Source organism: Methanosarcina sp. MTP4, assembly GCF_000970045.1.
Taxonomy (GTDB): domain Archaea; phylum Halobacteriota; class Methanosarcinia; order Methanosarcinales; family Methanosarcinaceae; genus MTP4.
This window is the reverse complement of record NZ_CP009505.1, coordinates 2594552-2608748: the sequence shown is the minus strand read 5'-3', so window position 1 is coordinate 2608748 and position 14197 is coordinate 2594552. Positions and strand designations below refer to the sequence as shown.

Genomic DNA, 14197 nt, shown 5'->3' with positions numbered 1-14197 from the left:
AGCTGCGATTACTTTACATTAAGGCCCGGGATACAGAATCCGGCATCTTTAAAGAAATCGATTACCCAGGAGCTTTTCAGTATCTTTATACCTATTTTCTCATAAATGCCTGCATGTTCTGTCTCTATGCTTCCGTCCTTCAGCGCCTTTGCCAGGGCTTTGAAAGGTTTCGGAGAGTGATAGATCTCACGCAGGGTCTCCTTATCGGTCCTGCACGTGACGGTTGGCTCCAGACCTTCGGGGTCTTCTATTTTTTCAAACACGACCACCTTGCAGTCTTCTTCGACAGCCCGGATGTACAGTTCTGAGCCGTCATCCTGGGTCATGACTAATAGAATGTCTTCGTCTTTGACCAGCATTTTGAAAATTGCAATGTGTGGGGGGAGATTATCGACGTTCCGGTTGTAAACTTCAACATTATACTTCAGAACGGCAAACTTGTCCGTACTGAATAATTCTTCGTTTATGTCCTCTGCTTTCAGACCATCCGTTTCGAGTATGCCGGTATCGGCGGCATAGGTGTCATCGGCGGAATCGCTGGCAGCAGCTAAAACCGGACTGCAAAGCACTGAAATGAGAATTAAAACATACAAAAAAATATACTTCATTTCTTATATCCCTTAATAAAAAAATGAAACGCTTCTATATATAGATTCGGGATTAATTTTTCTGAATATATCAGATTCGGTACCGTGATATTTTATCTAAGTGGTCTATTGATACGGATATTTTGTGAAAATATCAGACTCTTACAGTAAGGGACATTAAACCTTACATATGTAAATAAACCTTTAACTACAACTGAAAACTATTTCTCAACTTATCTATTCATGGGGCGGCTGAAATTTTCAGCTTTCTCTTTCCCTCTCCCTCTCAACCTCGATAATCCCCTGTGCCGCCATAATTCCGGTTGCTGCCGCATTAACGATATCCCGGGAAAGCCCTGCGCCGTCTCCGGCTGCAAAGAGATTCTTGATGCTGGTCTCCAGCTTGCGGTCCACCCGGAGCTGCATGGCGTAGAACTTGACTTCGGGGGCGTAGAGGAGGGTGTAGTCCGAGGCAACGCCGGGGATGATCCGGTCCAGGGTCTCCAGGCCTTCGATTATGTCCATGACGATCCTGTGGGGAAGCGCCATTGAGATGTCGCCGGGGGTGACGTCTTTTAAGGTATTGGTCACGAGGTTCCGGGCAAGGCGGTCGTCTGTGGAACGGCGGCCGCGCCGGAGGTCTCCCATGCGCTGGAGGACTGGTTTTCCGCCTCCGATTGTGCTGGCAAGCTTGGCGATGGAACGGGCGTATTTCGTGGTGTTTTCCATGGGGTGGGTGAGTTCGATGCGGACCAGAAAGGCGAAGTTTGTGTTTTCGGATTCCGTGTTTGTCATGGAGTGGCCGTTGGTGGCGATGAAGCCTTCGTATTCCTCTTTTACCACGAAACCGTGCTCGTTGGTGCAGAAGGTCCGGACGAAGTCGTCGTAGCGCCGGGTGTGGATGTGAAACTTGGGGTCGCGGTTGATCTTTGTGATCGGGTCCATGATGATCGCAGGGACTTCCACCCTGACCCCTATGTCGATTCCACCGTAGTGGGCATCGATTCCGTGCCCGGTCACAAGTTCGGAGACCCAGTCACAGCCCCGCCTGCCAGGGGCCAGGAGCACGTAGCGGGCACGGATCACTTCCCCGTTTTCAAGGACGATTCCGGAACAGGTCCCGTCCTCAACCAGGAGGTCGGCAACTTCGGTTTCCAGCAAAAAGTCCACGCCTTTTTTCACAAGCTCCTTTTTGAAATTCCCTATCACGGCCGGGGCATTGTCCGAGCCTATGTGCCGCTGCTTGATCTCGATAAAGCGGGCTCCGACCGAAGCTGCCCTTCGCTTCAGCTCTTCGATTTTCGGGCCCACCGTCAGCAGGGCTCCTTCGGGGGCGCCGAAGCGCAGGAAAGTCCTGTCCACACAGTTTACGAGTTCCCAGGCCCTGTCCTGGTCTCCGGTAAGGGCTGCCAGGTCTCCCCCTATGTCCGGGCGCAGGTTCAGCGTCCCATCCGAAAAGGTCCCGCAGCCTCCCACCCCGCACATAATGTCACAGGGGGTGCAGTGTACGCAGTAGCCTTTTTCTTTCATGGGGCAGTGCCTCTTATCGATATCCCTGCCCATGTCCACAATCAGGACTTTCAGCGGCTGCTTTGCAAGCTCGTTAGCCGCAAACATCCCTGCCGGCCCTGCCCCTATGACCAGTACGTCGTATTCGGACCCGTCTCCTTCCTTCGCAGAAACCTGCTTTTCCCTAACCATGGCCGTATCCCCGTTAGAATCCGTAAGAAGTTCCAGCGTATCTCTGGAAAATCAGTTTATTCCTGAGTTCCACTGTTTATTCCTGAGTTTATCCCTGAGTTCATCCCTGGAAACTTAGCGTATCTATGAAAAATTAAGTTTGCCAGATTTTACAACAAGTTTCCTGTTGTCTTTTATACCCTGCTTTTCCTTCCTGAGTATAAAAGGTCCCCTAACATAAAAAACGTGCCTTTTAGCCCGGCTAAAGCCCACTATCCTTATGCTCCGGAACTCCTTTTTATCCGGTAAAATCCGGTCCGGGAAAACATTTGAAGAAGACTTTCAAGTTTACATAGTTATGGTAAACACAAACATGAAAGCCATAAACACCATTACAAACATCATGAATGGAAATAACCTGTTCATATCACTAACCCCTCCCAACTTTTACACTAGTATATTTTGCAATCAATCGAAGGAACTGTAAATAGAAGGAACCATAAATCAAAGGAACAGGCTTTATCATAAGCAAAAAACGGGTCCTTTCACTTGATTAACTACAGTTATTCGATTGGCTGAAATTATTTGATTGATATAACACTACATTAACTATATACTATTGTTGTACTATATGAATCTTTCATTTTTTTTAGAAACTAGGGAGTTATGAACTAAAGTTTCCGATAAGTATTGGCATGTTCCGTATGTAAAACTGTAATTTTTCAATCATAACACAAACTCTATTTTAAATACACAACGTATATTTTGCAAGGGATAACAGGAATCTCCTTCTTCCTCTTCTCCTTTTTAATAGTGCCATGCCTAAAAATTTTATCTCCTTGATTAGAACCCCGGCGCCGGAAGTTTCTCACCGTATTCTTTTAATAACGAGTTTCTTCACAGTTTTTTTCCCGCCGGCTCCTTCGCAGTTCCCGGCTTTTTCAGCTGCCCGGTTCTCTACAACTTCCGTCCAGGCCTGGAAATGGTAGTTGCTGCCTGCTCCAAGGTCCCTTATGCGGATTTCAAAGGGGTTTTCTTTTGTCGCCTTTATTTTCCCGGCAAGCTTTTCCCTGAAAACCTTCGCTGCCGCTTTTTCGGGGGCAGGGGCGGAGATTACCCCGAGCATTCCCCCTTTCACATCCGTCATGACAAAGGTCTTTTCCTTTTCTCTATTCGCGTTTTCGGGGATAACTTCGTCTTTGAGGGCTTCCCGCCTGAGCTGGCGCCTGACCCTGTCCAGGGCGGCTCCTGCGTCCTTCTTTTCCGGCCCGCGGCCTGCGGTGGTTTCGGAGAGGTGTTTTTCTTTTCTTTCGGGGGGGACGTAAGGGGCTTTTCCCAGCAGGTCATGGAGGAGCATGATCGCGGCGTGTTTGTCCAGGGGCTCGTTGTTGTTCCCGCATTTCGGGGACTGGATGCAGCTCGGGCAGCCGCTTTCGCAGGGGCAGCTCTCGATAGCTTTCAGGGTGCCGTCCAGGACCTGACCGATCAGGTCATAGCCTTTCTCGGCATACCCGACTCCGCCCCTGTGCCCGTCGTAGATGAAGATCGCACTTCTGCCCCCCAGGTCGGGGTGGGAAGGGGTGGAAAGCCCGCCAACGTCGCTCCGGTCCACAAGGAGGTGGAGGGGGTACATGGCTATCATGGCGTGTTCCACGGCATGGATCCCGCCTGCAAAGTCCAGCCTGTGCTCCTCTACCCTTTCCTGAAGCCTTTCAGGGAGCTTGAGCCAGAGGGCAACGGTTTCCAGGGTGACCGGGGGCATCTCCAGTTCATGGGCGGCCATGATCTCGTTGCTGTGGGACTGGATCTTCCTGTACCCTATCACCCTGTCCGTAACCTCCACTTCCCCTAGCCCGACTTCCACGTCAGGAGCCTTTTCCAGGGCTTTTGCAACGTAAGCCTCCTGCAGGACAACCGAAGAGTCGATCATAGGCTTAGTATAATAACTGTCATGGGTCTTTACGGCATGGATCTCCTTTTTCTCGTGGTCGATCCTGTTCACGTAGTAGGACTCTCCCCTATGCATGTAGACCGCTCCGGGGTAGCATTCCCGGAAGGCCAGGGCTTCTTCCATATCCTTTTCGATCGGGAAGCGTTTCTTCCCTTCAATGGCCAGGAGAGAATACGTATTATTATCTATCCCACGGAGGGAGACGTGCTTGTATGGGAAGGGGTCTGTTGCATACTTCTTTTCGTCGCCTGCAAGCAGCCCTTCGGCTTCCAGGAGTTCCGTAACCCTGGAAAAGCCTTCTCCGAAATGCTTTGAATCGGAAGCTTTCAGGGGGATTTCTTTTGCCGCGCAGAGCAGGTGCCCTGCCAGGATGTAGGGATTTTTGGGGTTCAGGACGGCGTTTTCACTGTTCCTCCCGAAAAAGTCGCCCGGGTTTCGCATGTAGTACTGGTCAAGGGCGTTTGTCCCGGCCACCAGGACAACAAGGCTTTCGTTTCCGCTCCTGCCTGCCCTGCCTGCCTGCTGCCGCGCACTCATGACTGTTCCCGGGTAGCCGTCCAGGATGCAGGCGTCCAGGCTCCCTATATCTATCCCGAGTTCCAGGGCATTGGTGGAAATCACACCCCGCAGTTCCCCCGAAGCCATTTTTTTCTCGATTTCCTCGCGTTCTTTGTCGAAGTAGCCGCTCCGATAAGAACAGATCGCAGAGGAAAGCGCTCCCTCCCTCAAAAGTTCCCTGCAGCTTTTGTACATCCGCTCCACGCTCTGCCTTGCCCGGGTAAAAGCCAGGGTCTGCAGCCCTGCCTGGACGAAGCGCGTGAAAAGGGTCGAGGCTTCGGAAAAGCTGCTCCGTCTGAGGGTGGTTCCCCTGTTGTTGATGTAGAGGGGAGGGTTCCAGAACACGAACTGCTGGGGGCCTGCCCCTGAGCCGTTGTTTTCGACCATTTCGGCTTTTCGCCCTATCAGGGTCTCAGTGTGCTCTTTCGGGTTTCCTATGGTTGCCGAGCAGCAGACAAACTGCGGGGTCCCCTCCCCGTAGTATTCGGCGACCCGGGCCAGCCTGCGCAGGAGGTTTGCCATGTTGCTCCCGATAACGCCTCTGTAGTAGTGGCTCTCGTCCACGACGATGAACTTCAGGTTTGAGAAAAAACGCCTCCAGAGATGGTGCCAGGCAAGAAAACTCATGTGGATCATCTCGGGGTTTGTGAAGACCACGTTTGTCCTCCCTTCCCTTACCTTTCGCTTTTCGGAATCCGAAAGGGCGCCCGTGTACCGGGCAATCCTGGTCCCGGAGCCCAGTTCCATTTCGAATTCGAGAAAGGTCTTCATCTGGTCGTTTACCAGGGCGTTCAGGGGAGAGATATAGAGAGCGGTGGCTTCCGGGTCTTCAATCACGGCTTCGAAAATGGGGAGCATGTATGTCAGGGACTTTCCACTTGCCGTGGTCGTGCAGAGCACGATGTCTTTTCCGTCCCGGATTTTTTCGATGGCCTCGGCCTGGTGGGTGTAGAGTTCCTTTATTCCTGTTTTTGCAAGGGCTGCTTTTACCGGGGTTTTTAGTTCCAGCGAAGAGTACTGCGCTTCTCTGGGAGGGATTTTTTCTACGTGTACTATCTGGTTTTCGTAGCGTCTTGATTTTTTGATCTCATCTAGCAGGCGGGATATGTCCACTGTCCTTTACTCCGTTTTATTTGCTTGTTTTGTTTGCTTATTCTTCGCTAATTTGACCCGTTTATAGTCAAGGACCCAAATTCCTTCACCAATCTCAAGTGAAAGTTTAACCACTGAAAGCACTGAAAACACGGAATAAAGGAAATCAGGGCATAATTCTTCTGTGCTTTCCGTGTCTTCCGTGGTTATAATGTAAGTGTAAATATTCACGTTTAGGACTATATTTGACTAGTCTAATTCGCCGGTTTATTTGATCAGTTTGTTTTACCAGTCTACTTTACCAGCCTACTTTATCCATTCATTTTATCCATTCATTTTATCCATTCATTTTATCCATTCATTTTATCCATTCATTTTATCCATTCATATTATCCGGGGCATTATATTTTTTTAGTTCTTTTGTGCTTTTCGGTTCCCTGGTTTTTTCCTGGTTTTTTCCTGGTTTTTTCCTGGTTTTTCCAGGACGGGTTTCAGGGGCCGTGGCTGTCCTGAGGGAGTTTTTTTGCGGGCAAAGCTTTAAATCAGATGATTCAGTTCTAACGCATGTTTCATTTTCGGGATTAGCTCCCGTAGGAATGTGGCTCGAGACCCGGGCTGAACCGTGAAACAAGAAGTGAAACTTGGTGTTATAAAATTGTCTAAATCTTTTTACAAATATGTAGCTGATGCATGGAAAAAGCCTGGTGAGACTTACGTAAATGACCTCCGCTGGGAACGCATGCAGGTCTGGAGAAAGCAGGGATCTGTTACTAGGATCGAAAGGCCGACCAGAATTGACAGGGCACGCTCCCTCGGATACAAAGCCAAGCAGGGCATTGTAGTCGCAAGGGTAAAAGTGCGCCGTGGTGGGCTCAGAAAGTCCAGGTACATACGCGGGAGAAGGACCCAGAGGATGGGTAAGAACAAGATCACCGGAGGCATGAGCATCCAGAGGATCGCTGAAGCCCGTGCTGACCGCAAGTTCCCTAACCTGGAAGTCCTGAACTCCTACTGGGTAGGAGAGGACGGAAAGCAGAAGTGGTACGAAGTCATCCTTGTAGACCCCCATCACCCTGTAATCAAGAGCGACAAGAACCTTAACTGGGTCTGTGAAGCTTCAAGTGGCAGGGCAACCAGAGGTAAGACCAGTGCTGGCCGGAAGGGCAGAGGCCTGGCTACGCGCGGCAAGGGTACTGAAAAGACCAGGCCGAGCATCCGTTCGCACCAGAGTCGAGGAAAGTGATTCACCACATAATGCTGCGTGTGCTTGCTCACGCAACCGAAGACACATCCAGAGTCCGCGAGGCTCTGGATTTTTTTTTATCCGGGGCCGGAGTCCGGGACGGAAGCAAGCTGATTGAAGAGCTTTCGGCTGAAGGGCACCACGGAAATCCTATCACTATCATCAGCGTACAGCTTAATAAAAAGGCCGACTGCCTAGGCTTTGCCCGTTTTGTCCGGGAAAACCTTCCCGAATCAGACGTAGAACGGCTCAAGGAAGAGATGCCTGAAAGGCTGGACGATTCTCAATTATTCCATCTTCGCTTTGACAAGCAGGCGGCCTATCTCCAGCAGGTCCGGCTGACGGATTCCTCGGATGCGGTCACCGCAAAAGTCAAGATTGCAACCTATCCGAAGAGCCGGGAAAAAGCCGGGGCTATTGTGGAGGAATTGTTTGGGTAAGCTGAAATTTTACGATTTCTGCGTACACGCCGTTCCTGACGGGGATAATAGTGTCGAGGAACTCGCTTCTCTTGCCCGGCATTTCGGATATGCCGGTTTTGCGCTTACAAACCATTCCGACAAACTTCCTCAAAAGAAACCTGCCCTGCCTTCACTGGAAGGTTTCGAAATTTTCCGGGGCATTGAGCTTGTAGAAGAGAACCCCTCGAAACTACACGGGCTGGTAGGCAAATTCAGGAAGAATGCGGACGTCCTTATCGTGCACGGTGGGTCCGAAAAGGTAAACCGGGCCGCTGTTGAGAACTCCAGTGTAGATATCCTGAACCACCCTTCTTTTGATAAGAGCAGCGGGATTAACCAGGTCCTTGCAAAAGCCGCAGCCGATAATGACGTGGCTATCGGGTTGAACATGAGGCCCCTTCTCCATTCCAGGGGTTCAAGGCGCATCCGCTTGCTAACGGACCTGAGGGCTAACCTCGACCTTGCCCGGAAATACGACGTCCAGCTTGTCCTTTCAAGCGATGCCATGTCCTGTTATGACCTGCGCTCCCCCAGGGAGCTTCTGGCCCTGGCAGAACTTTTCGGGTTGGAGGAAAGCGAGGCCGTTGATGCCCTGAGCACGGTGCCGGAAAGGATCCTTGCGAAAAACCGTCCCTCCCCGGGGAATGTCCGGGCGGGTGTGGAAGTAGTTGAGGAGGTTGATTTCCTTTGAAACACCTGATGCCCTCGCTCCGTTCGAAGAAACGCTACCTTGCCTTTGAACTGTTTTCCGAAGAACCGGTGAACAGAGGTGAACTGGTCCGGGAGGTCCTTTCATCAGCTTCAGCCCTGCTGGGAGATGTCCTTGCGAGCGAATGTGATATCCATGTGCTCGGCTTTGAAGCAGGGAGAGGAATCATACAATGCTCCCATTCGAAGGTAACGGAAACAAGAGCTGCCCTTGCCGCCATTACCCGGGTAAACCGGTTGCGTGCAACCTTGCATGTGCTGGGGGTTTCCGGCACGATAAAAGGGGCAACGGAAAAGTACCTGAATGATTACGTGGTCTTCGAACCCAACCTGAAGGCTATTGAAGAATAACCTAAAAGTTCTCGAAGAATAGCTGAAAGGTTGTTGAAGAATTACTGATTGGCTATTGAAGAATAACTGAAAAGTTGTTGAAGGATAAACAATGGATGCTGGATTATTTATGAGTAATTCTCAAAATAAATCCCGGTTATTAATGCTTTTGAGCGATATGTGTGGTGTAATGGGTGATTAAAGCTGTTTAAAGCTTTCCAAAGCTGTTTAAAGCTTTTAATTTATAGCTCTCCAATACACTGGCTTATATCTCCCCAATACACTAGCTTATAGCTCTCCAATACGCTAGCTTATATCTCCCTAACACCCTTAACGTACAGCTCTCTAACATATAATATGATGAATGGGTATTAGAGGGACAAATGATTATATATTGATTGATACAACAGGTGTAAAAATTCAGACATTGAGGGCCGGAAAAGCTCCGGTCTTTCACAAGCATTATAACTGAGTAAATACACTTTATTAACGGATTAGTTAACGTTGTATCCGGGCCTTCAGCCATGCTGAAAGGTCTTTCAAAGATGCGAATCCAGATTTCGCTTGGAAAAAATACCTTGCAGGGCGTAAATGCCTTTGAATTCCCTTTAGTGGGGGTAATTTCCTCTGGCTTCGTTAAATAAGCCTGTAAGGGCAGGATGTCCCGGAAAAAGGCTTGAAAAAAGACTGTATATCAATAAAACCGTATAAGGTATGAGAAATCGGTATCCTTTCCAGGATGCCCGGACCTGAAGCTTACAGCTTTCAAAACTCTTGAAATTTCGTACAGGTTTTTCGTCCGCTGGCTGGAAATGCTTTTTCAGCCCCGGGCGTTTTCCTGACGATCTGCGGATCTGAGATCCCTTGAAGAGAAAAAAATCCCGGCATGGGGTCGGGAAAGCTTGAAGCGATATGCGTTTATAAAAAATTTAACAAGGAGATACGGAATATGCAGATGGCACCACAGATGGGTTATGACAGGGCAATCACTGTTTTCAGCCCTGACGGACGACTTTTCCAGGTAGAATATGCCCGTGAGGCAGTTAAAAGGGGAACTACGGCCGTAGGAATCAAGGCAGCCAATGGGGTAGTGTTGCTGGTTGACAAGCGAATAACGAGCAGGCTGGTAGAAGCCGAATCAATTGAAAAGATTTTTCAGATAGATGACCATATTGGGGCTGCTACGTCAGGCCTGGTGGCAGATGCCCGCTCCCTGGTTGACAGGGCAAGGGTAGAAGCCCAGGTAAACCGGGTCTCTTATGACGAACTCATAGGTGTGGAGGTTATCTCCAAGAAGATCTGCGACCACAAGCAGACCTATACCCAGTACGGCGGGGTACGCCCTTACGGGACTGCTCTCCTTATCGCAGGAGTGGATGACAGCAAGCCCAGGCTCTTTGAGACAGACCCCAGCGGGGCTCTTCTGGAGTACAAGGCAACGGCCATCGGGGCAGGTAGAAATGCGGTTGTTGAAGTCTTCGAGGCGGATTATAAGGAAGACATGGATATTGATGCTGCAATTCTCCTGGGAATGGACGCTCTCTATAAAGCCGCCGAGGGCAAGTTCGATGCCAGCACTCTTGAAGTTGGCGTGGTGACCCTGGAAGACAAACAGTTCAGGAAGCTCGTGCCTGAAGAAGTGGGAAACTATGTCCAGCAGATTCTTGAGAAGCACAGCGGATCTGAGAGTGAAGAATAAAACCTATATAACATTTCGAGAATGAGTAATCAGAGAAAATCTGATTCTCTATTTTAAATTTTCGGGAAGGTATTCAAAATGGTGTCCCTGGATGAAGCAGTGACTGCACGGCTCAAGCGAGGAAGCAAGCATTTTGAGGTTCTGGTCGAACCTGAAGGAGCCCTGGCCTTCAAGCGGGGCGAGGAAGTAAAACTGGAAGATGTCCTTGCAGTCGAGACCATCTTCGAAGATGCGAACAGAGGAGATCGGGCAGCTGAATCCGATATTATTAATGCTTTTGAGACAAGCGACCCCTTTGAGATTGCGTCCCTGATTCTGAAAAACGGAGAGCTTCAGCTAACCGCAGAGCAGAGAAAGCACATTCTTGAAGAAAAAAGGAAAAAAGTCATCTACACCATTTCCAGGAATGCAATAAATCCCCAGACAAGAGCACCGCATCCTCCTGCCCGTATCGAAAGGGCAATGGAAGAAGCAAAGGTGCATATAGATCCCTTAAAAAGTGTGGACCAGCTGGTAAAAATTACCATGAAAGCCATCAGGCCTCTGATCCCCATACGCTTTGAAGAAATCAATGTAGCTGTAAAAATTCCTCCCGAGTATGCTCCCAAGGCTTACGGAGATATTTCCAGGAGCGGAAGTATTTTGAAGGAAGAATGGCAGAATGACGGCTCCTGGGTTGCAGTGGTCAGGATTCCGGCAGGAATCCAGAATGATTTTTATTCTCTTTTAAATCATCTCACTAAGGGAGAGGCTCAAACTAAACTTTTATAAGAGGACGTTGGATGGTAAAAAAGATAGTGATCCCTGGTGACCTGTTGTCCGAGAATGCTAAAAATGCAGGACACGGGACATATGTCAAGAACGGTAAGGTTTATTCTTCGTTGTGTGGTATTGAAAGCAGCAGAGAGGATAAGGTTGGAGTGATCCCGTTTGCGGGTACCTATATGCCCTCCCCCAATGATATGGTTATAGGGATCGTTGTTACGGTTACCCCCTCCAACTGGTTTATGGATATTGCTGCTCCCTACGATGGGATGTTCCATGTATCCGAGTATCCGCGAAGAGTCGAGTCCGCAGATATGCCTTCAATCCTGAATATCGGCGATGCCGCAATCCTCAGGGTTAAAGACGTGGACGATTCCAAGAAAGTCGAACTTGCCCTGCGGGATTCAAGCCTTCAAAAGCTCAGGACAGGCCAGATTGTTGAAGTTGAGCCTATGAAAGTCCCCCGTGTAATAGGTCACGGCGGCTCCATGATCTCAATGCTGAAGAAAGAGACGAACTGTAATATTTTCGTTGGTCAGAACGGAAGAATATGGATCGACGGAAAAGATGAGGATATGGAGCTTTTGAAAAAGGCCCTTCAGCTGATTCAAGTTGAAGCCCGGCGTTCCGGATTGACAGATCGTGTCTACGGCTTTTTGAAAAATGAGCTGGAAATGCAAAAGCAGCCAAAGCCTGCTGCATTTTTTAAAAGCGAAAAGAAAAAAGTGACCGGCACAAAAGAAGAACCTTCTGAAGAAGGTCATTCTGAGGAAACATACAGAAAAATCGATGTGTTGCTGGACCCGAAAGCTTGAGATCCGGACCGGTTTGGACCTGAAAGGAATATTTCCAGGAAATTCGGTGTTTAGAAGAAGTTTGTTTTAGGATGTTTGGAGATTAAAGTATGAGCGGTAAACCTGAAAAATTAATTACTGATGACGGGCTGCGCCTTGACGGGAGGCGTATGGATGAGATCAGGCCCATGAAAATAGAAGTCGGCGTACTTTCAAGAGCCGATGGTTCCTGTTATCTTGAATGGGGCAGGAACAAGATCCTGGTAGGGGTATACGGCCCCAGAGAAGCACACCCCCGTCGAATGCAGCGTCCAGACTCTGCAGTTATCCGCTACAGATACAATATGGCTGCTTTTTCCGTTGAAGACCGCGCCCGCCCCGGGCACAGCAGGCGGAGCATTGAAATCTCAAAGGTTTCCAGGGATGCCTTCGAGCCTGTGATCATGAGTGAACTGTACCCGAAAGCGGCTATTGATATCTTTGTTGAAGTCCTCCAGGCAGATGCGGGGACAAGGACCGCCGCAATCAATGCTTCATCTGTTGCTCTTGCCGATGCTGGCATTCCCATGAAGGGGCTTGTGACTTCCTGTGCTTTTGGAAAGGTAGACGGTCAGGTCGTTCTCGACCTCAGCAAAGATGAGGATAACTACGGAGATGCTGATTTCCCGGTGGCCCTGACTCAAGATGGGGAAATTACCCTGGTCCAGATGGACGGGCACCTCACCCAGGATGAAATTAAGAAGGGTCTGGAACTTGTGAAGAAAGGCTGCAGCCAGATCTTTGCACTCCAGCAGGCTGCCCTCAGGACAAAGTTCGAGTTTCCGGAAGCAGAGGAAGCCGAAGAGCTTGAGGAAGAGGAAGCCGTTGAAGCTGCAGAAGCCGAAATCTCTGAAGTGGCCGCCAAATATGCGGGCACAACCGAAGTTGAAGAGGCAGCAGAGGCTGATGAAGTAATTTCCGAGGAAGAGGAAGCCGAGGAATCTGAGGGAGAAGCCGAGGAATCTGATGAAGTAATTTCCGAGGAAGAGGAAGCCGAGGAATCCGAAGAAGAATCTGAGGAAGAAGCCGAGGAATCCGAAGAGGAATCTGAGGAAGAAGCCGAGGAATCCGAAGAGGAATCTGAGGAAGAAACCGAGGAATCCGAAGCGGAATCTGAGGAAGAAGCCGAGGAATCCGAAGAGGAATCTGAGGAAGAAACCGAGGAATCCGAAGAGGAATCTGAGGAAGAAGCCGAGGAATCCGAAGAGGAATCTGAAGAGGAAGCTGAAGAAGAATCCTTCGAAGAAGAATTCGAGGCTGAAACCGAAGAAGAGGCTGAGGAAGAGCTCGAAGCTGACGAAGAGGAAGAAGAAATTCCGGCAGAAGAGCTTGAAGAGGAAGCTGAGGAAGAGGCCGAAGGGCCCTGGAAGGTTGTCAAGGACCCTCTCGATCCTGAAGCCGGGAACGGAGGTGAAAACGATGAGTGATGTTATTCCTACCCTGAAGGGAGATTATATTTACAATCTCATGGTCAAAGGTAAGCGCCTGGACGGGCGTGGGTTCGAAGATTTCAGGGACATCAAGCTTGAAACAAACGTTATTGCAAAAGCTGAAGGTTCTGCGAAGGTGACCCTCGGGAAAACCCAGGTCCTTGTGGGCGTAAAGCTCCAGACCGGAACTCCTTTCGCTGATTCTCGGGACGAAGGTGTGATCATTACAAACCTGGAACTGAATCCCATAGCTTCCCCGAGCTTTGAGCCCGGACCCCCCAGGGAAGAAGCAATCGAGATGGCCCGTGTCGTGGACAGGGGAATCAGGGAATCAGGCGCAATTGATATAAAGAAGCTTTGCATAACGGAAGGCGAATCCGTATGGATCGCCTTTATCGACATTCATGTCCTGAATGACGAAGGGAATATCATTGACGCATCCTGCCTTGCTGGTATTGGAGCCCTCATGACCACCATTGTCCCGAACGAGATGGCGGGCATTGGGGAAGACGCACCTCTGGCAATGAAGGAAATGCCGGTGGGTGTAACCATTGCCAAGATCGGAGGGAAGCTTATGGTGGACCCTGGCAGGGACGAGGAAGCTGTCTGTGAAACAAAGCTGACAGTAGTGTCCAGCTCGGACGGGTCGGTTAACGGCATGCAGAAGATCGGTTCTGCCCCTCTTACCGAGGATGAGTTGCTGGAAGCAATTGAGCTGGCACGCAAAAAGGCTGAAGAAATCCGGGGAGAATTCCTGGTAGGCCTTGAAAGGAAGGACTAAAGTCAGGCAGGATTCATTGGGCAGTATTCATCGGGCAGGATTAATTAAATATAAATATTACATGCCTGTATTACGGTCT

At 49.6% G+C, this 14197-nt stretch carries 12 protein-coding genes; 9 read left to right on the top strand and 3 right to left on the bottom strand.

Features of this window, described 5'->3' with window-relative positions:
• Positions 1 to 8: 8 nt before the first annotated feature.
• The 3 genes from MSMTP_RS10800 to MSMTP_RS10790 all read right to left on the bottom strand — a co-directional run bounded on the left by MSMTP_RS10800 (position 9) and on the right by MSMTP_RS10790 (position 5889).
• Positions 9 to 593, bottom strand: a complete 585-nt coding sequence (locus MSMTP_RS10800; RefSeq protein ID WP_197076070.1) for a hypothetical protein — start codon at positions 591 to 593, stop codon at positions 9 to 11.
• Between the two features lie 255 nt (positions 594 to 848).
• Positions 849 to 2288 (bottom strand): NAD(P)/FAD-dependent oxidoreductase, encoded by a 1440-nt coding sequence (locus MSMTP_RS10795; protein ID WP_048179174.1) that lies wholly within the window; start codon positions 2286 to 2288, stop codon positions 849 to 851.
• 847 nt (positions 2289 to 3135) lie between these two features.
• A complete protein-coding gene (locus MSMTP_RS10790) occupies positions 3136 to 5889 on the bottom strand; it encodes a DEAD/DEAH box helicase (RefSeq protein ID WP_048179170.1) in 2754 nt (917 codons plus the stop codon).
• A gap of 634 nt (positions 5890 to 6523) precedes the next feature.
• Between MSMTP_RS10790 and MSMTP_RS10780 the strand changes: the two genes are divergently transcribed.
• The 9 genes from MSMTP_RS10780 to rrp42 all read left to right on the top strand — a co-directional run bounded on the left by MSMTP_RS10780 (position 6524) and on the right by rrp42 (position 14118).
• The gene (locus tag MSMTP_RS10780) at positions 6524 to 7111 is read left to right on the top strand and encodes a 50S ribosomal protein L15e (RefSeq protein ID WP_048179162.1); all 588 of its coding nucleotides are present in this window, start codon (positions 6524 to 6526) and stop codon (positions 7109 to 7111) included.
• Positions 7108 to 7551, top strand: coding sequence for an RNA-binding protein (locus MSMTP_RS10775; RefSeq protein ID WP_048179160.1), 444 nt, complete (start codon positions 7108 to 7110; stop codon positions 7549 to 7551). Before MSMTP_RS10780 ends, MSMTP_RS10775 begins: the two co-directional genes overlap by 4 nt.
• Complete coding sequence (rnp3, locus tag MSMTP_RS10770) at positions 7544 to 8263, top strand: ribonuclease P protein component 3 (RefSeq protein WP_048179159.1); 720 nt, start codon at positions 7544 to 7546, stop codon at positions 8261 to 8263. The genes MSMTP_RS10775 and rnp3 overlap by 8 nt, the downstream gene beginning before the upstream one ends.
• Positions 8260 to 8631 (top strand): Rpp14/Pop5 family protein, encoded by a 372-nt coding sequence (locus MSMTP_RS10765; RefSeq protein WP_048179158.1) that lies wholly within the window; start codon positions 8260 to 8262, stop codon positions 8629 to 8631. The genes rnp3 and MSMTP_RS10765 overlap by 4 nt, the downstream gene beginning before the upstream one ends.
• Before the next feature lie 928 nt (positions 8632 to 9559).
• Positions 9560 to 10309 (top strand): archaeal proteasome endopeptidase complex subunit alpha, encoded by a 750-nt coding sequence (gene psmA, locus MSMTP_RS10760; RefSeq protein ID WP_048179157.1) that lies wholly within the window; start codon positions 9560 to 9562, stop codon positions 10307 to 10309.
• A 78-nt stretch (positions 10310 to 10387) separates the two neighbouring features.
• Positions 10388 to 11080, top strand: a complete 693-nt coding sequence (locus MSMTP_RS10755; RefSeq protein WP_048179156.1) for a ribosome assembly factor SBDS — start codon at positions 10388 to 10390, stop codon at positions 11078 to 11080.
• Positions 11081 to 11091: 11 nt separating this feature from the next.
• Positions 11092 to 11889, top strand: a complete 798-nt coding sequence (gene rrp4 / locus MSMTP_RS10750) for an exosome complex RNA-binding protein Rrp4 (protein ID WP_048179154.1) — start codon at positions 11092 to 11094, stop codon at positions 11887 to 11889.
• An 89-nt stretch (positions 11890 to 11978) separates the two neighbouring features.
• Positions 11979 to 13334, top strand: a complete 1356-nt coding sequence (gene rrp41, locus MSMTP_RS10745) for an exosome complex exonuclease Rrp41 (RefSeq protein ID WP_048179152.1) — start codon at positions 11979 to 11981, stop codon at positions 13332 to 13334.
• Positions 13318 to 14118: an exosome complex protein Rrp42 gene (rrp42, locus tag MSMTP_RS10740; RefSeq protein WP_048179150.1), complete on the top strand. Its 801-nt coding sequence runs from the start codon at positions 13318 to 13320 to the stop codon at positions 14116 to 14118. Before rrp41 ends, rrp42 begins: the two co-directional genes overlap by 17 nt.
• The last annotated feature ends 79 nt before the right edge of the window (positions 14119 to 14197 follow it).

Excerpts from the sequence above, each read along its gene's own strand:
- MSMTP_RS10795 (WP_048179174.1), bottom strand. The coding sequence starts at position 2,288 with ATGGTTAGGGAAAAGCAGGTTTCTGCGAAGGAAGGAGACGGGTCCGAA.
- psmA (WP_048179157.1), top strand. The coding sequence starts at position 9,560 with ATGCAGATGGCACCACAGATGGGTTATGACAGGGCAATCACTGTTTTC.
- MSMTP_RS10755 (WP_048179156.1), top strand. The coding sequence starts at position 10,388 with ATGGTGTCCCTGGATGAAGCAGTGACTGCACGGCTCAAGCGAGGAAGC.
- rrp4 (WP_048179154.1), top strand. The coding sequence starts at position 11,092 with ATGGTAAAAAAGATAGTGATCCCTGGTGACCTGTTGTCCGAGAATGCT.
- rrp41 (WP_048179152.1), top strand. The coding sequence starts at position 11,979 with ATGAGCGGTAAACCTGAAAAATTAATTACTGATGACGGGCTGCGCCTT.